This is a genomic window from Kushneria indalinina DSM 14324, assembly GCF_003385845.1.
GTDB classification, from domain to species: domain Bacteria; phylum Pseudomonadota; class Gammaproteobacteria; order Pseudomonadales; family Halomonadaceae; genus Kushneria; species Kushneria indalinina.
Genome location: NZ_QRDJ01000006.1, coordinates 140,519 through 161,444, shown reverse-complemented (window position 1 = coordinate 161,444; position 20,926 = coordinate 140,519). Strand labels below are relative to the sequence as shown.

At 61.4% G+C, this 20,926-nt stretch carries 16 protein-coding genes; 11 read left to right on the top strand and 5 right to left on the bottom strand.

Annotation, left to right across the window (positions count from 1 at the left end; genetic code table 11):
* Positions 1-39: 39 nt before the first annotated feature.
* Positions 40-1,227: an ectoine hydrolase DoeA gene (doeA, locus tag C8D72_RS00800; RefSeq protein WP_115852528.1), complete on the bottom strand. Its 1,188-nt coding sequence runs from the start codon at positions 1,225-1,227 to the stop codon at positions 40-42.
* 312 nt (positions 1,228-1,539) lie between these two features.
* Here doeA and C8D72_RS00795 point away from each other — a divergent pair, with 312 nt between their 5' ends.
* The 10 genes from C8D72_RS00795 (at position 1,540) to C8D72_RS00750 (ending at position 13,447) form a co-directional block, all read left to right on the top strand.
* On the top strand, positions 1,540-3,639 hold the full coding sequence (locus tag C8D72_RS00795) for a methyl-accepting chemotaxis protein (protein ID WP_115852527.1): 2,100 nt from the start codon (positions 1,540-1,542) through the stop codon (positions 3,637-3,639).
* Between the two features lie 2 nt (positions 3,640-3,641).
* Positions 3,642-5,162, top strand: coding sequence for a chemotaxis protein CheW (locus C8D72_RS00790; protein ID WP_115852526.1), 1,521 nt, complete (start codon positions 3,642-3,644; stop codon positions 5,160-5,162).
* A gap of 115 nt (positions 5,163-5,277) precedes the next feature.
* Positions 5,278-6,225, top strand: a complete 948-nt coding sequence (gene corA, locus C8D72_RS00785) for a magnesium/cobalt transporter CorA (protein ID WP_115852525.1) — start codon at positions 5,278-5,280, stop codon at positions 6,223-6,225.
* A 48-nt stretch (positions 6,226-6,273) separates the two neighbouring features.
* Complete coding sequence (locus tag C8D72_RS00780; protein WP_115852524.1) at positions 6,274-7,203, top strand: 2-hydroxyacid dehydrogenase; 930 nt, start codon at positions 6,274-6,276, stop codon at positions 7,201-7,203.
* Between the two features lie 49 nt (positions 7,204-7,252).
* On the top strand, positions 7,253-7,909 hold the full coding sequence (locus C8D72_RS00775; protein WP_115852523.1) for a hypothetical protein: 657 nt from the start codon (positions 7,253-7,255) through the stop codon (positions 7,907-7,909).
* Positions 7,910-7,974: 65 nt separating this feature from the next.
* Positions 7,975-8,859 carry an SMP-30/gluconolactonase/LRE family protein gene (locus C8D72_RS00770; protein ID WP_115852522.1) on the top strand — a complete coding sequence of 295 codons (885 nt, stop codon included), beginning with the start codon at positions 7,975-7,977 and terminating at the stop codon, positions 8,857-8,859.
* An 88-nt stretch (positions 8,860-8,947) separates the two neighbouring features.
* Positions 8,948-9,703: a FadR/GntR family transcriptional regulator gene (locus C8D72_RS00765; RefSeq protein ID WP_115853560.1), complete on the top strand. Its 756-nt coding sequence runs from the start codon at positions 8,948-8,950 to the stop codon at positions 9,701-9,703.
* A gap of 200 nt (positions 9,704-9,903) precedes the next feature.
* Positions 9,904-11,322, top strand: a complete 1,419-nt coding sequence (locus tag C8D72_RS00760) for a sugar porter family MFS transporter (RefSeq protein ID WP_115852521.1) — start codon at positions 9,904-9,906, stop codon at positions 11,320-11,322.
* Positions 11,323-11,413: 91 nt separating this feature from the next.
* The gene (locus C8D72_RS00755) at positions 11,414-12,469 is read left to right on the top strand and encodes an aldose epimerase family protein (protein ID WP_115852520.1); all 1,056 of its coding nucleotides are present in this window, start codon (positions 11,414-11,416) and stop codon (positions 12,467-12,469) included.
* Between the two features lie 57 nt (positions 12,470-12,526).
* Positions 12,527-13,447, top strand: a complete 921-nt coding sequence (locus C8D72_RS00750) for a Gfo/Idh/MocA family protein (RefSeq protein ID WP_115852519.1) — start codon at positions 12,527-12,529, stop codon at positions 13,445-13,447.
* Positions 13,448-13,522: 75 nt separating this feature from the next.
* Here C8D72_RS00750 and C8D72_RS00745 read toward each other — a convergent pair whose 3' ends face one another.
* Both C8D72_RS00745 and C8D72_RS00740 read right to left on the bottom strand, forming a co-directional pair.
* Entirely contained in the window at positions 13,523-14,053 is a 531-nt protein-coding gene (locus C8D72_RS00745) for a gluconokinase (RefSeq protein WP_115852518.1), read from the bottom strand.
* Between the two features lie 391 nt (positions 14,054-14,444).
* Positions 14,445-15,008: an O-acetyl-ADP-ribose deacetylase gene (locus C8D72_RS00740; protein ID WP_245955102.1), complete on the bottom strand. Its 564-nt coding sequence runs from the start codon at positions 15,006-15,008 to the stop codon at positions 14,445-14,447.
* A gap of 281 nt (positions 15,009-15,289) precedes the next feature.
* Here C8D72_RS00740 and betT point away from each other — a divergent pair, with 281 nt between their 5' ends.
* Positions 15,290-17,359, top strand: a complete 2,070-nt coding sequence (gene betT, locus C8D72_RS00735; RefSeq protein ID WP_115852517.1) for a choline BCCT transporter BetT — start codon at positions 15,290-15,292, stop codon at positions 17,357-17,359.
* A 100-nt stretch (positions 17,360-17,459) separates the two neighbouring features.
* Here the strand turns inward: betT and C8D72_RS00730 are convergent, their stop codons facing one another.
* Together C8D72_RS00730 and C8D72_RS00725 are read right to left on the bottom strand one after the other, a co-directional pair.
* Positions 17,460-18,923, bottom strand: a complete 1,464-nt coding sequence (locus C8D72_RS00730; protein WP_115852516.1) for a sodium-dependent transporter — start codon at positions 18,921-18,923, stop codon at positions 17,460-17,462.
* Between the two features lie 177 nt (positions 18,924-19,100).
* Positions 19,101-20,864: a PTS fructose-like transporter subunit IIB gene (locus C8D72_RS00725; RefSeq protein ID WP_115852515.1), complete on the bottom strand. Its 1,764-nt coding sequence runs from the start codon at positions 20,862-20,864 to the stop codon at positions 19,101-19,103.
* Positions 20,865-20,926 lie beyond the last annotated feature (62 nt).

Genomic DNA, 20,926 nt, shown 5'->3' with positions numbered 1-20,926 from the left:
GTGCCTCCAAAAGTGGCTCGGGCACCGATCGCGGGCGCGCTATTTGACGAAGAGCTGGCGGGGAAAGTTGCTGAAGGTTTCTACCCCGGTCTCGGTGATCAGGATCGACTCGGTAATCTCAAGGCCCCAGTCGTCCATCCACATGCCTGGCATGAAGTGAAAGGTCATGCCGGGTTCCAGTACGGTGTTATCGCTCGGGCGCAGGCTCATGGTGCGCTCGCCCCAGTCGGGCGGATAGCTCAACCCGATGGGGTAGCCGCAGCGGGCGCCGCCGCGGTCAAAGCCCCACTTGTCCATTGCCGCCCCCAGCGCCATGGCCAGATCACAGCAGCGGTTGCCGGGTCTGGCGACCTCGAGACCGTTTTCGATGCCCTCCAGCAGCGCCGACTCGCCACGCAGAAAGTCTCGTGGCGGACGCCCCAGAAACACCGTGCGCGACAATGGCGCGTGGTAGCGCTTGTAGACGCCGGCGATCTCGAAAAAGGTGCCCTCGCCGCTTTTAAACGGCGCGTCATCCCAGGTCAGGTGCGGGGCCGCCGCATCCTTGCCGGTTGGCAAAAGCGGCACGATGGCCGGGTAGTCACCGCCATGGCCCTCGACCCCTTCAACGCCGGCCCGATAGATTTCGGCCACCAGCCGGCTCTTGGGCAGGCCGGGCTCGACCATGTCGAGAATGCGCGCATGCATTTCATCCACGATGCGACCGGCCACCCGCATGTATTCAATCTCGGTGGGTGATTTGATCGCCCGGCACCAGTTGACCAGTCCGTTGGCGTCCACCAGCGTGGCTTCGGGGAGATTGGCCAGCAGACTGGTATAGGCCTTGGCCGAAAAGTAGTAGTTGTCCATCTCGACACCGATACGCCCGCGGTGCCACTGCCACTGCGGCAGAATCGACTGCGACAGGTACTCCATCGGATGCATGTCGGGATTCTGGACGTAGTAGTCCGGATACCAGGTCACATGGGTCTCGGGATCCATGTAGCAGGTGCGTATCGCGCCATTGCTGTCCTGACGGCGGCCGTACCAGACCGGCTCCTGGTCAAGACTGATCAGCACACACTGGTGCACATAAAATGACCAGCCGTCATAGCCGGTCAGCCACGCCATGTTGGAGGGGTCATACACGATCAGAAGATCCAGCTCGGCACGCGCCATCGCCGCTCTCACCCGTGCCAGACGCTGAGCGTACTCCTCGCGTGTAAAGGGAAGTGCAATGTCAGTCATTGGCGCTCGCTTTTCCCGGTGCGACGACCAGGCCTTTGTTGTATTCAACGGCATTCCAGAAACAAGCATGGTGCAGGACGCGCGCGCTTGCCATGCCATCCACTCCACCTTCAGCCAGTCTGGCCCTCTCCAGGCGTTTGGGTCAAAAGCTGTCCGCCCCGCCTGGACAGGATCAGACAATAATCAATTTGAATTAAAGTGCCCTCATGGACAGGTCGATATGGCGTCAAGACGCGTATTCACCGTTGCCCTGTTTCCATAACGCCCTGAGTTGCAGGTGATCAGGACGCCTTTTTGAGAGATCGACCTCACATGAGCGATACCAGCAGCACTGTCAGCAAAGAAGACTATTTCCGCGCTGCCATCGACCGCGCCCAGGCCGTTATCGAGTTCACGCCGGAGGGCATCATTATCGATGCCAACGAGAACTTCCTGACCACAGTGGGTTATAGCCTCGGGGACATCAAAGGCAAGCATCACCGTATTTTTTGCGACCCGGAAGAGAGCGCCTCTCCCGAGTATCGGGCCTTCTGGCAGAAGCTCGGCCGCGGTGAGTTTGACGCCGGTGAGTACCGTCGTTTTGGCAACGACGGCCGGGAGATCTGGCTGCAGGCGACCTACAACCCCATTGTCGATGACAGCGGCAACCCCGTACGGGTCATCAAGTTCGCTTCCGACATCACCGCCCAGAAACAGCGTGATGCCGAGTTCGAAGGCAAGGTAGAAGCGATCAACCGTGCCCAGGCCGTGATCGAGTTTGATCTCAATGGCAACATTTTGTCGGCCAATGACAACTTCCTGACGGCGGTAGGCTATCGGTCCAGCGAGATCATCGGTGAGCATCACCGCATGTTCTGTGATGAGGCCTATATCCGTACGGCGGAATATCGCAATTTCTGGAAGGAACTGGCGCAGGGCGAATTTGCCTACGGCGAATACAAGCGCGTTCGCAAGGACGGCAGCGAAATCTGGCTGCAGGCGACCTACAACCCGATTCTCGATACCGTGGGTCGGCCCTACAAGGTGGTCAAGTTTGCCACCGACATTACAGGCCGCAAGCTGGCCAACGCGGAATTTGAAGGCAAGGTCAATGCGATCAGCCGCGCCCAGGCCGTGATCGAGTTCGATCTCGAAGGCCATGTGCTCGATGCCAATGCGAATTTCCTCAGCGCCATCGGCTATCGCCTTGATGACATTCGCGGCCAGCACCACCGCATGTTCTGTGATCCAACCCATATCAGCAGCGATGACTACCGCCACTTCTGGGATGAACTCAATCGCGGCAAGCCCATGAGCGGCGAGTTTCGTCGTCTGGGCCGCAATGGCCGGGAAGTATGGCTGCAGGCCACCTATAACCCGATTCTTGATATGGACGGCCGCCCGTTCAAGGTGGTCAAGTTTGCCACCGATATCACCGCCAAAAAACGGGAAGCCGCCGAATTCGAAGGCCGCCTCAAGGCCATTGATCGCGCCCAGGCGGTGATCGAGTTCGATCTCAAGGGCAACATCCTCGCCGCCAATCGCAATTTTCTGCACACCATGGGTTACACCCTGGATGAAGTGCAGGGCCAGCACCATCGCATGTTCTGTAACGATGATTACGTCACCAGTACCGAGTACCGGGACTTCTGGCAAAAACTCGGCAACGGTGAATATTTCAGCGGCCGCTTCTGTCGCCAGGGCAAGTTTGGCCGGCGCGTCTGGATCCAGGGCACCTACAACCCGATCTTTGATGCCAGCGGCCAGGTCTACAAGATCATCAAGTTTGCCACCGATATTACCGAGCAGGTCGCGCTTGAAGAGAGCATCAGGGATCAGGCGGCCTCGATGGGCAGCAGCATCATCGACCTGAACACGTCGATCAACGCCATTGCCGAGAATGCGCAGCTGACCCAGCAGCTGGCGCATACCACTCAGGAAGAAGCCCGTCACGGCAGCAACACGCTGGCGCGCTCGGTCGAGGTCATGGACGCCATCCGCAAGGCTTCCGAGGATGTCGATGCCATCGTCAAGGTGATCGGCGAGATCGCCAATCAGACCAACCTGCTGGCCTTCAACGCCGCCATCGAGGCCGCCCGTGCCGGCGAGCACGGCCTGGGCTTTTCGGTCGTCGCCGATGAGGTCAGGAAACTGGCCGAGAAGTCATCTGATGCCACGCGCCAGATCAATCGCCTGCTGGGCGAGTCCAGTCGCCGCATCGAAGAAGGCAATATCGTGTCGCGCGATGCCCGGACCTCCTTTGACAAGATTGTCGACGGTATCGAGAAAACCGGCAGTGCCGTGGATGAAATCACCCGGACCACCCGGGCGCAGCTCGACAATGCCGATCATGTGGCGCAGGCCATTCAAAAGCTCAACGCTGCCACGGCGCACGACAAGCGCCATTCTTCCACCGATTCCCAGAGTCTCTGATCATGACCAGAGCGCCAACAACGTCATCGGATGCCTTCGGCGTGCTGGGCATTGGCCAGAGCAACGTGGCCCTGTCCACCGACGTCATGCGCGAAGTGGTTGCCCTGCCCCATGCGTTGACGCCGGCGCCCATGGCACCGGCCTTCGCCCTGGGCGCATTCAAACTGCGTGATGAGCTGATTCCGGTCATCGATCTGGCACGCCTGCTGCAACTGGATGATAGTCAGGGCACCCGCGAGCGCGACGATCAGGTGGCGATCGTGCGCTGGCAGGAGGGCCATTTCGGCCTGCGCGTGGATGCCATCCACGGTATCGCTCAGGTCCTGCCCGAACATATGCAGCCGCTGGACTACGCCACATCAGACGCCACGCCTCTGACGCCGGCAGCCTTCACCGATGGCGACAGGCTGGTATACGTGCTGGACCTTGACGCCCTGTTTGCGCTGCCGGGCATGATGCTGGCGCGTGCCTCACATCACGATCATGAAGAGCACCCGGGCACCCGACAGCCTGCGGATCGTAAGATCAATATCGAACGCGCCCTGCTGATCGACTGTGGTGGCATTCGGTTGAGTCTGCCGGCCGCCATGGTGCGCGAGATTCAGCCGCTGGATACCCTGTCAGCGCCGGTGATGGACGTGTCCGGCTTCATGGGCACCACCACGCTGCGCCGTCAGACTCTGGCGGTCTTTGATCCGCGAGTACTGGCAGGGCTTGATGATCAGCCCCGCCCGGAAGGCCGGTTGATGGTCGTGGTCGCCGTACGCGAGCAACCGCTGGCCCTGTGCGTGAATCAGGTGATCCGAATGATGACTTATAACCCTGATGACGTCATGGCGCTGGCCGAGACCCATGACCATCCTGATGCCACCATTGCCGGGATGATCGACCACCCTCAGCTGGGCGAATCACTGCTGGTGGATGCCGCACGCTTTGCCAGGGATACCGACATCCTGACGCTGGCCGCGATGTATATTCCCCGGGAAGGCCATGCCACCCGCGGGGAAGTGCCCTATCGCCGTTTTGCCTTTGTTCATTTTGATGCCTTTGGACAGTTTGTAACCCCTCTGGAGCAGCTCAGTGAAGTGATCGCCATGCCGGAGGACTTCACGCCCAGCCCTCGTACCGATGAGGGCTGGACCGGCACGCTGGCACACCGTGGCCAGGCGGTTTCGCTGGTTGATCTGCGCCAGCTTTTGAACACCCCTCATGAGACGCCGGCCACGGATGTCCTGATCGTGGCCTGCGGCGAGTACCGGGTCGGTTTCATGATCGACAATGCGCGCCATATCGAGTATCTCGATGCCCCGGCGGACAGCCTGATTATTCGCTGGCGTGGCGAGCAGGAAATCGGCACACCGCCCATTGAACAGTGCAAGCGGCTGATCGTGGTGGGCACCGGGGCCCACAAGAAAGTCCTGTCGGTGTTGTGTCTGGAAACACTGGCGGCACTGCTGGTGGATATCAACTCATCCCATCACTGCAGCATGATTGACTCGGCCTCGCCGGCGCTGTCTGCCTGAAAACGAAAGGTCTTCCTGGCGGGTCATATCGCGGGGCAGGGATTGCTAAAGTCTTTGGCAATACCCCCCCGCTCTGTGATCATGTGGGCCATTTATACTGCGCCGGAATGTCATCATGATCAGGACCTACAGCCTTGAGCAGCATACCATCCACGAACTGGCCGACGACGCGCTCGACGAGCGTTTGTCACAGGCCACATGGATCGATGCTCAGGAACCCAGTGACAGTGAGCGTCAGGCCCTGACCCCCTTTCTCGCCGAGGAACTGCCCGGCAGCACCGACGTGGAGGAGATCGAGTCTTCCGCGCGCTATTTTGCCGACGCCGACGGCCTCCACGTCCACTCCCTGTTTCTGACCCGCAACGAAGGCAAGCACCAGAACACCACGGTGGCCTTCATTCTTCAGCCCCAGCGGCTTTTGAGCCTGCGCGAGGAGGACCTGGCCGATTTCAGACTGCTGCGCCTGCGCGCGCGTCGCGGCCAGATCGAGGCCGGCTCCCCCCAGGAGCTGATGGTGACCATCTTTGAGCAGAAGGTGGAGAACCTGGCCGACAGCGTCGAGGACATGCACCGCGACCTTGAACAGGTCAGCCATCAGGTGCTGGAAGTCGAGGACTCCGATCTCGAGGATGCCATCGATCGTCTGGCCAAGGTCGAGGACAGCGTCGGCAAGATCCGCCTGTGTCTGATGGACACCCAGCGCTCGCTGCACTTTCTGCTGCGCCATCTGCGTCGCCATCCGGAGCTTCAGGAGCAGGCCCGCGAGGTGCTTCAGGACGTGGACGCCCTGATGTCCCACAACACGTTTTTGTCCGACAAGGTCAACTTCCTGATGGACACGACCCAGGGCTTTATCAACATTCAACAGAACCAGATCATCAAGATCTTCTCGATCGCCTCGGTCATGTTTCTCCCGCCCACCATGATCGCCAGCATCTATGGCATGAACTTTGATGTCATGCCGGAACTGCACTGGCCGCTGGGCTATCCCTTTGCCATTTTTGTCATGTTCATCTCAGGCCTGACGCCCTTTTTGTACTTCAAGCATCGCGGCTGGCTCTGATTCACCAATGCCGACCGATGCTGGTGGGCACGTACAAGGGGAGACACCATGCGCATTCTGATTCACGCCCCCGAGGCACAGCACTGGCAGGCGGCGCTGACGCGCGAACTGCGTCCGACCCTGCCAAACATCGACATCGCGACCACGCAGGAGGCCGGCGAAGGTCCGGCCGATATCCTGGTGGTCTGGAAGCCGCCGGTTTCGCTGCTGGCCTGTCAGGATGCCTCCCTCAAGGCGATCTTCAATGCCGGCGCCGGGGTGGATGCCCTGTTGAGCCTTCCCGAGCTGCCGGAGGTGCCAATCGTTCGCCTGCGCGATGCCGGCATGGGCAGGTTGATGGCCGATTACGCGCTCTATGGCATCCTGCACTTCTATCGGGACATGGACCGCTACCGCCGCCAGCAGCTGGATACCCACTGGCAGGCGCAGCCGCTGGCCGATCGCAGCACCTGGCGCGTCGGCATTGTGGGGCTGGGAACGCTCGGACAGGCCTGTGCGCAGCGAATACGTGCTCAGGGGTTCGAGGTGCAGGGCTGGAGTCGTTCCCCGAAACACTGCGAGGGGGTCGACACCCATCATGGCGATGCCGGACTGACCACCCTTTTAAACACCTCGCAGGTGATTGTCAGTCTGCTGCCGGATACGCCCGAGACACGCTGGCTGCTTGACGAGCAGCGTCTTGCCCAACTGCCCGAAGGGGCCGTGGTCATCAATGCCGGGCGCGGCACCACGCTGGACCCGGACGCGCTGCTCAGGCTTATCAAGCAGGATCATCTGCGTGGCGCGCTGCTGGACGTGTTCCCCGACGAACCCCTGCCGGCGCAGCACCCTCTCTGGCAGGACCCGCGGGTCATCGTGACCCCGCACGTGGCCGCACCCACCGACGTGAGTGAGGGCGCGCGCCAGTTTGCCGCCGATATTCTTGCCCTGACCCGCGGTGAGCGCATCAGGACCGTTGATCCCGCTACGGGCTACTGATGCTCGGGCCCGGTGAGATGCACCCTGCCCCCGATTGACAGGAGACGCCATGCGTCGTGTTTTTCTGATTCTGATAGCCCTGTTGCTGTCCACCCCACTCCAGGCGCAGGAGATCAAGCCCTTCGAGGCCCGATATCACCTCACCATTGACGGCTGGCCCAACGCCGACATGACCCATCAGCTCGAACCCGACGAAAGCGGCTGGCGCACCACCATGCACGCCTCGATCAAGATCGCTACCGGCTATGAATACAGTCGCTTTCAATTGCGCGATGACGACGCCGTAGCGCCCTGGAGCTTTTACAGCCGCTACCGCCTGTTCGGCTTTGGTGACACCTACCGGCTCGATGAGCAGCAGCTCGCCAGGCTGCCCGACCGCCAGGCAGCGCTGTTTACCCTCAGCCGGCAGGCGTTTGATGCGCCCTCGTGTCGCGGGCGCCGCGCCGACCCCTGCACGTTTGAATACATCGATCACAAGGAGCGCGAGCGCGACATGGCCTGGCGGGTCATCGACGACCCGGAAATGCCGGTGCCCCAGGGGCGCTGGCAGACGCGCCACGTTGAAGCATGGGACACGGACAAGCCCGATCGACGCATGCACTTCTATTTCACATCACGCTATCCGGGCCTTCTTGTGCAGACGGACTATTTCCGCGATGGCACACTGAGCGCACGGCTAAAGCTGACCGGTCTGGAGACGCCATAGGCCACGCTGATGGGCCCGGGCGCTCATCAGAGAACAACATCCAACACTGATACCACGGAGGGAACATGCTGGAACCCCATCTGACACTGACCATGGCGCTGGGCGAAGGGCCCCACTGGGACGGCTACCAGCAGCGTCTTCACTGGGTCGACATTCTGGGCGGCGAGCTGCATCAGCTTGACCCCGACACCAATCAGCATCAGGTCTGGCGCTTTGACGAGCCGCTGGCCTACGCCGTCCCCAACGATAAAGGCGGCTACCTGGCGGCCTTTCGCTCGGGTCTGTGGCAGCTGGATGACCGGGGGCAGAAACAGCATCAGCTGGTCGAAGGCCCTCAGAATCCGGACATCAGCTGGTGCAACGATGGCTACTGCGATGCCCATGGCCGGCTTTGGATCGGCACCAAAAACGCTGAGGAGTCGGAGCCCACCGCAGCGCTTTTCAGCTACCAGGGCGACGTGCGTCAGCATGTTGACGGCGTGACCATCTCCAACGGCCTCGCGGTCAGCCCGGATAACCGCTGGCTCTACTTCAGCGACACCCCGACCCATCGTATCTATCGCTATCCGCTGGATATCGACCAGGGCACGCTGGGCCAGCCGGAGCTCTTTGCCGACACCCGAGCACTGGCCCTGCCGGGCTCACCGGACGGTGCGGCCATCGATGAGGCCGGTCACTACTGGGCCGCCATGTACGGTGGCGGCGTCGTGGTGCATTTCGATGAGCAGGGCAATGTGGTGGAAACCCTGCCGCTGCTGGCACCCAACCCGACCAAGGTGGCCTTTGGCGACAGCGATCTTCGCACGCTCTATGTCACCTGCGCCCGTCAGGGCATGGAGCAGACCACGCTGGATCAGTATCCCGACGCCGGCTCGCTTTTCTCCATGCGTGTGGCGACACCGGGTCTGCCCGACCATCGCTATCGAGACACCGGCGGCGATACGACCTGAGCCGCGCCCTGCCCCCGATGCGGTTCTGCGTATCGGGGGTCCGGCCCGTGATATGTTTTATCCTGATGCTGCCGCCCTCGAGAATCACATGAAAGACACCGCCCCCCATGACGCGCACCATGTGGCCGATCAGCTGATCAAGGAGATTCTTGACGGGCGCTATCAGCCAGGCGATTTCATTCCCAAGGAGCTGGAGATCTGTCGGCAGTCCGGCCTGAGCCGCAACGTGGTACGTCGTCATCTGGGCGCACTGGTCAACGGCGGCATCATCGAGCGTATTTCCGGCTACGGCTCACGGGTGCGCGAGTTTTCGCAGTGGCACATTCTGGATCCTGCCGTTACGGACTGGCTCACCCGCTTTGCCGGGCCGCATCTGGAGATCCAGCGCGAGATCCTGAGCTTTCGCCTGACGGTGGAACCCTGGGTGGCCATGATGGCCGCCGGCAGCGCCACGGCCCGGGATCTGGTCGCCATCGAGGAAGCCTTCGAGGGCATGCAGCATCACCACCTGGAGGAAGACACCACACGTCATGATCACTGCGATGTCTCCTTCCACGTCGCCCTCTATTACGCCACTCACAACATCGTCTGGTCCCAGCTCTCCCACGTGCTGCGACCCTCTATTCACCTGCTGGTATCGCAGAGCAATACGCGCACGCTTGACCCCGGTCACAGCCTCGAAAGCCATCGGCGCCTGATGGATGCCGTTCGCATGCGCCAGCCCGATGAGGCCTATCACGCCGCCCTCACCGTGCTGGAAAATACGGCCCGTGCATTGAACATGGACATTACGCCGGCGCCCACACCGGTACATCTGCCTCTGAACGCCCCTCACGTCGGCTGATCCTGTCTCCCGCCCCTGTCCGAACCTGTCTCGCAGTGTATCGCCCTCACCCAGCGGCCCCGGATCCTGGACCAAGGTCGAGGAGGCCAAAGTCTATGTTGAGCATTTTCAATAAATGTCCAACATACAAACCCTGTTGTTGATCTTAATATCTGCCATACACGCAGTGACCTCCTTCGGGGTAGCTTATGAAATCATCCATGACCGCGACATCAGGCGAGTCACGCAGCCACACCGCGCGCCCGTCGATGTCGACCGTTTACATGATCGGTGGCGTTGCGGCGCTGGCCGGTCTGCTCTTTGGCATGGACATCGGCGTCATTTCCGGTGCCCTGCCCTTTATCGAACAGGATTTCGGCGTCAGCGATCACCAGCAGGAGATCATTGTCAGCGTCATGATGCTGGGCGCCGCCCTCGGCGCCTGTGCCAGTGGCACCCTGTCGCGCAAAATGGGGCGCAAGCTCACCCTGACCGTCAGCGGGCTGGTCTTTGTCGCCGGCGCGCTGCTCTCGGCGCTGGCGGTGTCGCCGGAGATGCTGATCGTGGCGCGGCTGGTGCTGGGCCTGGCCGTGGGCATCTCCTCCTATGTGGCGCCCATTTATCTCTCCGAGATCGCGCCAGAGCACATTCGCGGCCGGCTGATCTCCTTTTATCAGCTGATGATCATGGGCGGCATTCTGCTCGCCTATCTGACCAACACCCTGTTTAGCTACTCGGGCAACTGGCGCGGCATGCTGGGCATCATTGCCATTCCCGGGGTGCTGTTGCTGCTCGGCATGTTCTTTTTGCCCCGCAGCCCACGCTGGCTGGCCAGCAGCGGGCGTTTTGACGAGGCCCGCCAGGTCCTGATGCGCCTGCGCGGCGGTGACAGCGCAAGCGTTGATGAAGAGATGTCACGCATTCGCGACAATCTGAAGGTGGGGGAATCGGGCTGGAAGCTTTTCAAGCGCAATCCCAACTTCCGGCGCTCAACCGGCCTTGGCATCACGCTGCAGTTCATGCAGCAGTTCACCGGCGCCAACGTCATTCTCTATTACGCCCCGCGCATCCTTGAAATGGCCGGCTTTGACAGCGCCAGCGAGCAGCTCTGGGGCACGGTGGTGATCGGCCTTGTCATGACGCTGGCGACCCTGATTGCCGTGGGCCTGGTTGACCGCGCCGGGCGCAAGCCGCTGCTCTACACCGGCTTTACCATCATGGGGCTTTGCATGCTGGCGCTCGGTGGGCTGTTCGAGTACGGCCTTGAAGGGGCAACCACCCAGTACCTGGCGCTGGGACTGCTCGGCACCTTCGTGGTCAGCTACGCCATGTCGGCCGCGCCGATGGTCTGGATCCTGTGCTCCGAAATTCAGCCGCTCAAGGGGCGCGACTTCGGTGTGGCCTGCTCCACGGTCACCAACTGGGTGGCCAACATGATCATCGGCGCCACCTTCCTGACGCTGATCAACGTGCTGGGCAACGCGGTCACCTTCTGGCTCTACGCGGCACTCAACTTCGCCTTCATTGCGGTGACCCTGATGCTGGTGCCCGAGACCCGCGGCGTGGCGCTCGAGAAAATCGAACAGTCGCTGATGGCCGGCCGACGGCTTCGCCACATCGGCCAGACGGCACGGGGGTAGGCTTCGAACTGCCACGAGCCGGGCATGGGTTCTATACTGCCCGGCTATCGCCTTCAAACGCTTTTGTATTCAAACGACCGTGGAGTGATTCATGCCCTTGCATTGTGAAAGCGACCGGATCGGTCAGCACGATGACGGTACTCCCTTTGAGCGCTTCAGGCTGCGCAACAGTGCCGGCATGCAGGTGGATATCCTCGATTACGGCGCCACCCTTCAGGCCCTCAGAGTGCCCGATCGGGAGAGCGGGGAGCCGGTCAATCTGGTGCTGGGCTTTAATGATCCGGCGCAGTATCTGAAACCGCATCCCTACTTCGGCGCGGTGGTCGGGCGCTATGCCAACCGCATTGGCCGGGCGAGCCTTGAACTCGATGGTCAGACGTTCCGGATTCCGCCCAACGAGGGCCGCAACGTCCTGCACGGCGGCCCGAAAGGACTGAGTTTTCAGCGCTTTGACGGTGTGCTGTTTGAAGAGGCCGACCGGATCGGCGTCACCCTGAGCCTTCGTTCGCCCGACGGCGACATGGGCTTTCCGGGCGATCTGGACGTGACGGTCCACTACAGCCTTGATGAGGCCAATCGGCTCACCATCGACTACGAGGCGCAGAGTTCGAAACCGACTGTCGTCAGTCTGACCAACCACGCCTATTTCAATCTGCGCGGCCGGGGCGACGTGCGCGATCACCGCCTCGAATGCGCCGCCGGCCACTACCTGGTACTTGATGAGGCCTCGATCCCGACCGGCACGATTGCGCCGGTCGCGGAGACCCCCTATGACTTTCTAACGCCCGCCACGCCGCGCGAACGCGAGCAGGTGCCCAATGAGCAGCTCGCCCGGGCCGGCGGTCATGACGTGGCGCTGGTGCTGGACAAAACCCCGCAGGGAAAGCCCCATGCCACGCTCACCGAGCCGCGCAGCGGTCGGCGTCTGGACGTCTTTACCGATCAGCCCTCGCTGCAGCTCTATACCGGCATCGGTCTGGATGGCACGCTGCTGGATCACGACGGTCATCCGATCGAGGCCTTCGGCGGTCTGGCCCTGGAGGCGCAGCAGTTTCCCGATGCCCCCAACCACAGCCACTTTCCCTCGACCCGGCTTGACCCGGGCGAGCGCTACCGCCAGCACACCTGCTACCGACTGACGTTTTAACCCCGGGCCAGGCAGCCGTGAAGGGCTGCCGGCCCACCCAGGACAAGAGATCAAGTCATGACCACTATTGCCATTGCCGGTTTCGGCAAGATCGCCAGGGACCAGCATCTGCCGGCCCTGCGGGACAACCAGGACTTTGAGCTGACCGCCATTGCCAGTCGCAATGCCACGCTTGAGGGCGTCGACAACCATCAGGATCTCGACACGCTGCTGTCGGCCCATCCGGACATTGAAGCCGTGGCGCTGTGCACGCCGCCACAGGTGCGCTACGGCCAGGCCGTGGCTGCCATCGAGGCCGGCAAGCACGTGCTGCTGGAAAAGCCGCCGGGCGTGAGCCTCAGTGAAGTCGAGGACCTGGTGCGGCGCGCCGAACACAAGGGCGTGACGCTCTATGCCACCTGGCATGCCCGTGAAGCCGCCGGCATCGAGCAGGCGCGCGACTGGCTGTCCAATCGCCGCGTGACCGGGGTCGACATTCAGTGGCGTGAGGATGTGCGCCAGTGGCACCCGGGCCAGCAGTGGGTGTGGGAGCCGGGCGGCCTGGGCGTTTTTGACCCCGGCATCAACGCGCTGTCGATCGCCACGCATGTGCTGCCCGAGGCCTTTTTCCTGCGTGAGGCAACGCTTGAAGTGCCGGAAAACTGTCAGTCACCGATCGGTGCCACGCTCGAATTCACCGATGTTCATGACACGCCCATCCACGCCGATTTTGACTGGCGCCAGACCGGTCCGCAGACCTGGCAGATCACGGTCGAGACCGATGATGGCACGCTGGTCCTAGACGAGGGTGGCAGCCAGCTGAGCATCAACGGCGAGCGCGTGGTAGACGGTGAGGATGTCGAATATGCAGGGCTCTACATGCGCTTTGCCGAGTTGATCCGCACAGGGCAGAGTGACGTGGACGTGGCGCCCTTTCGCCACGTGGCAGACGCCTTCCTGCTGGGGCGGCGCCAGAGCGTCGAGGCCTTTATTGAATAGCGTCTGTTAACGAGACAGGGCCCCGATTGCCTGTCGGCGACCGGGGCCCTGTCATGTCGTGATATGACTTGAACGCTAGTCGAGCGCTTCGAGCTCGTTGACACACTGATCGATCACATTATCAAACGACTTCGAGATATCGATGCTGATCGCCTCATCGCTGCCGGGCGGCTGCAGGGTGTCAAACTGGGTCTGCAGCATCTCCGGCGAGAAGAAGTGCTGGCGCTCCTGCATGCGCTGCAAAATGGTGTCATAGCTGCCGTCCAGAAAGAGAATGACCAGATCGGGGTCGCCCTGACGCAGGATGTCGCGATAGGACTTCTTTAGGCCAGAGCAGCCGATCATGACGCTCTTGTCATCCCTGCGGTGCTGCGCATACAGGTTCGCCAGCGCCTCCAGCCAGCCTTGACGGTCTTCATCCGTCAGCGAAACCCCCTTGGTCATCTTTTCGATGTTTTCCGGCGGATGATACTTGTCGCCGTCGATGTATTCACATCCTGTCCTGTCGGCCACTTCCTCGCCGATGGTCGACTTGCCGGATCCGGAGACCCCCATGATCAGAATGCGTCGTGATTGCCGATGACGCTGATCGAACTGTTTTACCATGCCGGGTCTCTCTCATTACGGGGTAAGGGCGTCACTGCGCGCGTTATCGCAACATTCTTGCAAAGGCATCAGAGGGTTACAACCGAACCATTGTCCCGGGGCGACTTTCGCATACAAGACCTTGGTCCAGGAACGACGTCGCTGCCCTTTGCCTTTTCTGCATTGATGAAGCTCTCAGGCGCCACAGCACCGGGCTAACCTGATGTTTTTCCTGACCGGGGGCTTCCATGTCTGCCCGCCCGGTTCCCGGGATTGTGAGTCTGCCGCGCTAATGAACGTTTGCTTAAGGTACCGATATTTTTCAAGACACTCGCCGCATTGACGAGGATTCCCCCGATACCTCACAGGCGCAGACACAGCGACACTCAACCCGGCGCGGTGCGGCGGCCGCTTACCCGCGGTCGCGCTGATAGCCCAGTCGACTGGCCACGTTGCGAAAGGCTTCCAGATCCTTCTCGCCAAAAAAGCACAGCGTGGCGATCAGGTCACTGTGAGGCAGCCTCTCGGCCATGACGCCCAGCACGATCTCGCAGGCCTGATCAAACGGATAGCCATAGACGCCGGTCGAGATCGCCGGAAAGGCGATGGTATTCATCCCCTGCTCGCCGGCCAGCGTCAGCGACTTTTGATAGCAGCTCGCCAAAAGATCCGACTTGTCGATCGTTTTGGCATACACCGGCCCCACGGTGTGAATCACATGGCGGGCCGGCAGATTGAATCCCGGCGTCAGCGCCACCTCACCATCCGGCAGGCCGTCCGGCCACTGATCGCGACGCAGGGCTTCGCAGGCCTTCTTGAGCTCCGGGCCGGCGGCACGATGAATGGCGCCATCCACGCCGCCGCCGCCCATCAGCGAGTGATTCGCCGCGTTAACGATGGCATCCACCTCAAGCGCCGTGATATCGCCCTGCATCACCTGCAGCCTGCCGCTCATGTACGTCATGGGCGTCGTCATGGCATCTCTCCTCAGACCTTCGAAAACTGACCTTCGAAAACAGGCCTCAAATGAAAACATACCTTCATTATGGTTGATGAAAGCCTGACAACGCCCTGCCCCCTGCCATGGTCCAGGATTTGTGACGTCAATTGAAGCCTTGCTGTAAAGGCTGTATTTTAATTGAACGATCAATTAATAAAATTCGGGTCAGCGCCCTCGTGGCCCGGGGATCTCCCGGGTCACGAGGGCGACGTTCATGAATTATTCATTACCGCATCGTCAACAAGGAGAATCCTTCGATGAGCGTCAAACACATTGATACGGCCGAGCAACAGGAAGATGCCCTGAACCCGATCGTCTTTTATGGCTCTGCCCTTGGCATCGTGGTGTTTTCCCTCTGGGGAATGTTTTTCACTGATACCGCCAACACCGTTATTTTTGCGACGCTTGAATGGATCAGTAATACCTTTGGCTGGTATTACTTTCTGTCTGCGACCCTCTATCTGGGTTTCGTGATTTTTGTCGCTGCCTCCCGCTTTGGCAGTATCCGCCTGGGGCCGGAGCACTCCCGTCCGGAGTTCAGCCTGGGGTCGTGGGCGGCGATGCTGTTCGCCGCCGGCATCGGCATTGATCTGCTGTTTTTCTGCGTGGCCGAACCCGTCACCCAATTTTTGGCACCGCCTACCGGTGAGGGCGGTACGCTGGAAGCTGCGCGTCAGGCTACGGTCTGGGGCATGTTTCACTACGGGATTACCGGGTGGGGCATGTACGCTCTGATGGGAATGGCGCTGGCCTATTTCAGCTACCGCTATAACCTGCCGCTGACCATTCGCAGTGCACTCTACCCGCTGTTTGGCCGGCGGGTAGAAGGCGCCATCGGCCACACGGTGGATATCGCCGCCGTCATCGGGACGGTGTTCGGCATTGCCACCAGCCTGGGCATCGGGGTGGTACAGCTCAACTACGGACTGACCTATCTGTTCGACCTGCCCCAGAACCTTTACGTCCAGGGGGCGCTGATCGCGCTGTCGGTCATTCTGGCCACCATTTCGGTGGTTTCCGGGGTCGACAAGGGCATCCGGCGCATCTCCGAGCTCAACGTGATTCTGGCCGTGGTGCTGTTGCTTTATGTACTGATTGCCGGCGACACGGTCTTTTTGCTCAATGCGCTGGTGCTCAACATCGGCGACTACGTCAATCGTTTCATGGGCATGACGCTCAATACCTTCGCCTTTGACCGTCCGACCGACTGGCTCAACACATGGACGCTCTTTTTCTGGGCATGGTGGGTGGCCTGGGCGCCGTTTGTCGGGCTTTTCCTGGCCCGCATCTCACGCGGGCGCACCATTCGCGAGTTCGTGGTTGGCACTCTCACCATTCCCTTTATCTTCACCCTGATGTGGATCTCGATTTTCGGCAACAGCGCGATCGAGAGCATCCTGGGTGGCGCCACCGAGTTCGGTCAGATTGCGATGACAAGCCCTGAACAGTCCCTCTACGGGCTGCTCGAGCAGTATCCGGGCGTCACCTGGACAGCGTCTCTGGCGACCCTTCTGGGCATGCTGTTCTATGTCACCTCGGCAGACTCCGGGGCACTGGTGCTGGGCAATTTCACCTCGCGTCTTTCCAGCGTGCATCACGATGCGCCGGCCTGGCTGCGCGTGTTCTGGTCGGTCACGATCGGGCTGCTCACTCTGGCACTGTTGATGGCCGGTGGCGTCTCCGCGCTTCAAGGCATGGTGGTCATCATGGGACTGCCTTTTTCCTTTGTGATCTTTTTTGTCATGGCCGGGCTTTATCGCTCCTTTAAAAGCGAGGCCTTCAAGGAGGACAGCCATCGCGCAAGCCTTGCCGGGCGTCTATCGAGTCGTACCGGTGCCGGCGGTGAGCGCGGCACACGCCACTGGCGTCAGCGTCTCAATCGCGCCATGCACTTCCCCAGCCAGCGTCAGGCCAGCACCTTTATCAACACAACCGCCCGCCCTGCCATGGAGGCCGTGGCACAGGAGCTTTCCGAACAGGGCCTCGAGGCGGAAGTCATCAAGGCCGAAGGTAACGAGCTGCACCTGGAGCTCAATGTCGCACTGGGCAATGAGCAGAACTTCACCTATCAGATCTGGCCGCGCGCCTTCTCGATGCCCTCGTTTGCCCGTCGCGCCAACGAAACCCGGTCGCGCTACTATCGGCTTGAGGTCTATCTGCTGGAAGGCAGCCAGGGCTACAACCTGATCGGCTTCAGTCGTGACCAGCTCATCAACGACATCCTGGATCAGTACGAACGCCACCTGCAGTTTTTGCACATGACGCGTGAGGCACCGGGCAACAGTGCCAACATTCCGGATGATCCGGCCATGCCGCCAGCCCCCTGAAGACATCACGCCAAAGCAAAAGGGCCGCCCTCGACGGGCGGCCCTTTTCGTTCACATTCTCATCGACATCACACGCTCATCAATATAAGCGCAGGCGGTCTCAGTGTGCCGGCTGCCGGCGCAGCCGCGGGCTCAGCCACTCACCGATCACCACAAACAGCGTCAGTGCCGCCAGCCCCCAGGGCCACTGCGTGGCCATCTCCAGCGTCATGATGCCAAGCGCATCGATAAAGATCACCACAATCGCCAGCGGGCAGACGTAGCGAATCATGAACAGCCACAGCGCATGGCCCCCCCATGAAAGGCCCAGCTCATCGCGCAGCAGCCGGTCCTTGAGCGCAAAGCCGGCCAGCAGTGCCAGCCCCAGCCCGCCCAGCGGCATCAAAAAGCGCGAGGTGAGATAGTCCAGCCAGTCAAAGAAGGTGCGCCCGCCCAGCGTCCAGTCAGCCCCCAGATTAAACGACAGCATGGCCAGCGTACTGACCAGCCATAGCACGATGCCGGTACTCCAGGCCGCCCGATTGCGGGTAATACCGTGGCTCTCCACCAGCCAGGCAATGGTGGCCTCGATCATCGAAATGGCCGAGGTCAGCGCCGCCATGGTGAGCATCACGAAAAAGACGATCTCCAGCAGCGTGCCCATCGGCATCTGCGCAAAGGCCAGCGGCAGACTCATGAAGATCAGTCCCGGGCCGCCGGCCGGGTCCATGCCGTTGGCAAAGATGATCGGGAAGATGGCAAGCCCTGCCATCAACGCGATCAGCGTGTCACAGATCGCCACGGTAAAGGTCGTGCGGGCAATGGATTTGCCCGCCGGCAGATAGGCGCCGTACGCCATGATGGCGCCGGCTGCCAGCGACAGGGTAAAGAAGGCGTGGCCCATGGCTGCCAGCAACCCTTCGCTGGAGAGCTGGCCGAACTCGAAGGCAAACAGGAAATCCACTGCCTGGCCAAAGCCGCCGGAGAATATGCCAAAGCCGATCAGAATGGCCAGCATGACCACCATGCCCGGCATCATCCAGCGCACGCTGCGCTCGATGCCTTCCTGCACGCCCTTGCCCACGATCAGCATGGTGACCAGCGTGACGAGCGTGCTCCAGAAGCCAAGATTGAGCGGGCTGGCGTTATTGTCCTCAAAGATCGCCGCCATGCCCTCGACGCTGTCGGCATTGAGCCCGCCGCTGACCGCCTTCCAGAGATACGACAGTGACCAGCCGGCCACCACCACATAAAAGCTCAGGATCATGAAGCCGCAGATCATCGACATCCAGCCCAGAATCGACCATGCGGAGCCGCCGCCGGATTCGGCCACCACGCGCTTGACGGCCTCGACCGGGCTGCCGCGCCCGCGCCGCCCGAAGGCGATTTCGGCCATCATCAGCGGTACCCCGATGGCCGCGATGCACAGCAGATAAACAAGTACAAAGGCGCCGCCGCCGTACTCCCCGGTCATGTAGGGGAATTTCCAGATGTTGCCAAGCCCTACGGCGGAGCCCGTCGCGGCCAGTACGAACCCCCAGCGCCCTGCCCAGAGCACACCGCCGGTGCCATTGTTTGTTGTCATGTGTGTTCCCTGTCTGTTGTCGGCCTTGCGCGGCCCTCTTGTCGATCAGGCCCGCATTGTAATGGTGTCGCCCCCCTTTTGGCCCGAAACCGTCATGATTTTCCATGGATGCCCACAAAAAAGGGCCCCAATGGGGCCCCTGAAGGACACTTGCCGCGTTCATGAATCATCGCTGGCTCAGGCAGAAGCCCCTTCCGGCACCTCGAGCTTTTGCTGAGCCGGCTTGAGCAGCGCATAGACAACGCCAATAAAGAGCGAGCCCACGGCAATCGCCAGCAGATAGAGCAGCGCCTGATTGACCGCGCCCGGAATCAGCAGCACGAACAATCCACCGTGCGGCGCCATCAGCTTGATCTGGAAGTACATCGACAGCGCCCCGGTCATGGCCCCGCCCACAATCGAGATCGGAATGACACGCAGCGGGTCCTTGGCGGCAAAGGGGATCGCCCCTTCACTGATAAAGCAAAGCCCCAGCACAAAGGCCGCCTTGCCACCGTCACGCTCGGTATCGGCAAACTTCGAGCGTGCCAGAAAGCTCGCAATGCCCATGCCGATCGCCGGCACCATCCCGGCGGCCATGATCGCCGCCATCGGTGCATAGGTCTGGGTCGACAACAGCCCCACGCCAAAGGTGTAGGCCGCCTTGTTGATCGGCCCGCCCAGATCCACACACATCATCGCGCCCAGCAACAGCCCGAGCAGAACCGCATTGGTCGAGCCCATGTTGTTGAGGAAATCGGTCAGCGCCGAGAGCATGCCGGCCACCGGCGTGCCGACCAGATAGATCATCACCAGCCCGGTCACCAGACTCGCCAGCAGCGGGATCACCAGAATCGGCTTGAGCGATTCAACGCTGGCCGGCAGCTTCAGCTTCTGCGCGATCAGTTTCGCGGTATAACCGGCCAGAAAACCGGCGATGATGCCGCCAATAAAGCCGGCCCCCAGGGTGCTTGCCAGCATGCCGCCGATCATGCCGGGCGCAATCCCCGGTCGGTCGGCAATCGAGTAGGCGATATAGCCCGCCAGTACCGGCACCATCAGGGCAAAGGCCGTCTCACCGCCAATCTGCATCAGTGCCGCGGCAAGCGTGCCCTCTTCCTTGAACGCCTCGATGCCGAACACGAACGACAGCGCGATACAAAGCCCCCCGGCGACCACCATCGGCAGCATGAAGGACACCCCGGTCAGCAGGTGCTTGTAGACGCCCCGCTCCTTCATGCTCTTTTTGCGCTCGCCGCCGGCCGGGGCGCTACCCTCGCTTTCCACTGCGGCTCCCGCCAGCGCGTCATTGATGGTCTGCTGTGACTTTTTCAGCGCCGTGCCGGTGGAAGTGCGATAGACCGGCTTGCCGGCAAAGCGCTCGTCATCGACCTCGATATCACAGGCCAGCAGTACGATGTCGGCCTCTTTAATTTCTTCCTCGGTGAGCTGATTCTGCGCCCCGACCGACCCCTGGGTTTCGACCTTGATCTGATGGCCGAGCGTACGCCCGGCCTCGGCCAGCGCCTCAGCAGCCATGAAGGTGTGGGCCACCCCGGTCGGACAGGCGGTTACCGCCACAATGCGCTTGACCTTGCTGCCTGCGGCCGCCGCCGGTGCCGCACTCGCCTCAGCCTCGTCGTCCTCACTGCCCTGCCAGGGCGCTGCCTGCTCGCGGGCGCGGGACAGAAAACCATCCGGGTCCGGCAGTGCGGCTTCCAGGCGCTCGCGATAGAGCGGCTTGCCGGTAAAGCGTGCCAGTGTGACGGGCCGACTGGCCGCGACCACGACCATGTCGGCTGCGGCAATCTGCTCATCACTCAAGGGGGCCTGGTCAAACTGGCCCTGCATCTCGACCGCTGTCTGCCAGCCCAGCCGATGCGCGGCCTGCTCGAGCCGGCGCGCCGCCAGATAGGTCGTCGCCGTGCCGCTGGGGCAGGCCGTGACGATAACAATATTCATGCAAACCACTCCTGTGCCAGTGCCAACCACTGGTCGCCATGCTGACCGCGCCTGTCATCAGC

Bases quoted from the DNA above. Each gene is read 5' to 3' on its own strand.
- doeA (WP_115852528.1), bottom strand. From the start codon at position 1,227: ATGACTGACATTGCACTTCCCTTTACACGCGAGGAGTACGCTCAGCGT.
- C8D72_RS00795 (WP_115852527.1), top strand. From the start codon at position 1,540: ATGAGCGATACCAGCAGCACTGTCAGCAAAGAAGACTATTTCCGCGCT.
- C8D72_RS00790 (WP_115852526.1), top strand. From the start codon at position 3,642: ATGACCAGAGCGCCAACAACGTCATCGGATGCCTTCGGCGTGCTGGGC.
- corA (WP_115852525.1), top strand. From the start codon at position 5,278: ATGATCAGGACCTACAGCCTTGAGCAGCATACCATCCACGAACTGGCC.
- C8D72_RS00780 (WP_115852524.1), top strand. From the start codon at position 6,274: ATGCGCATTCTGATTCACGCCCCCGAGGCACAGCACTGGCAGGCGGCG.
- C8D72_RS00775 (WP_115852523.1), top strand. From the start codon at position 7,253: ATGCGTCGTGTTTTTCTGATTCTGATAGCCCTGTTGCTGTCCACCCCA.
- C8D72_RS00770 (WP_115852522.1), top strand. From the start codon at position 7,975: ATGCTGGAACCCCATCTGACACTGACCATGGCGCTGGGCGAAGGGCCC.
- C8D72_RS00765 (WP_115853560.1), top strand. From the start codon at position 8,948: ATGAAAGACACCGCCCCCCATGACGCGCACCATGTGGCCGATCAGCTG.
- C8D72_RS00760 (WP_115852521.1), top strand. From the start codon at position 9,904: ATGACCGCGACATCAGGCGAGTCACGCAGCCACACCGCGCGCCCGTCG.
- C8D72_RS00755 (WP_115852520.1), top strand. From the start codon at position 11,414: ATGCCCTTGCATTGTGAAAGCGACCGGATCGGTCAGCACGATGACGGT.
- C8D72_RS00750 (WP_115852519.1), top strand. From the start codon at position 12,527: ATGACCACTATTGCCATTGCCGGTTTCGGCAAGATCGCCAGGGACCAG.
- C8D72_RS00745 (WP_115852518.1), bottom strand. From the start codon at position 14,053: ATGGTAAAACAGTTCGATCAGCGTCATCGGCAATCACGACGCATTCTG.
- C8D72_RS00740 (WP_245955102.1), bottom strand. From the start codon at position 15,008: ATGACGACGCCCATGACGTACATGAGCGGCAGGCTGCAGGTGATGCAG.
- betT (WP_115852517.1), top strand. From the start codon at position 15,290: ATGAGCGTCAAACACATTGATACGGCCGAGCAACAGGAAGATGCCCTG.
- C8D72_RS00730 (WP_115852516.1), bottom strand. From the start codon at position 18,923: ATGACAACAAACAATGGCACCGGCGGTGTGCTCTGGGCAGGGCGCTGG.
- C8D72_RS00725 (WP_115852515.1), bottom strand. From the start codon at position 20,864: ATGAATATTGTTATCGTCACGGCCTGCCCCAGCGGCACGGCGACGACC.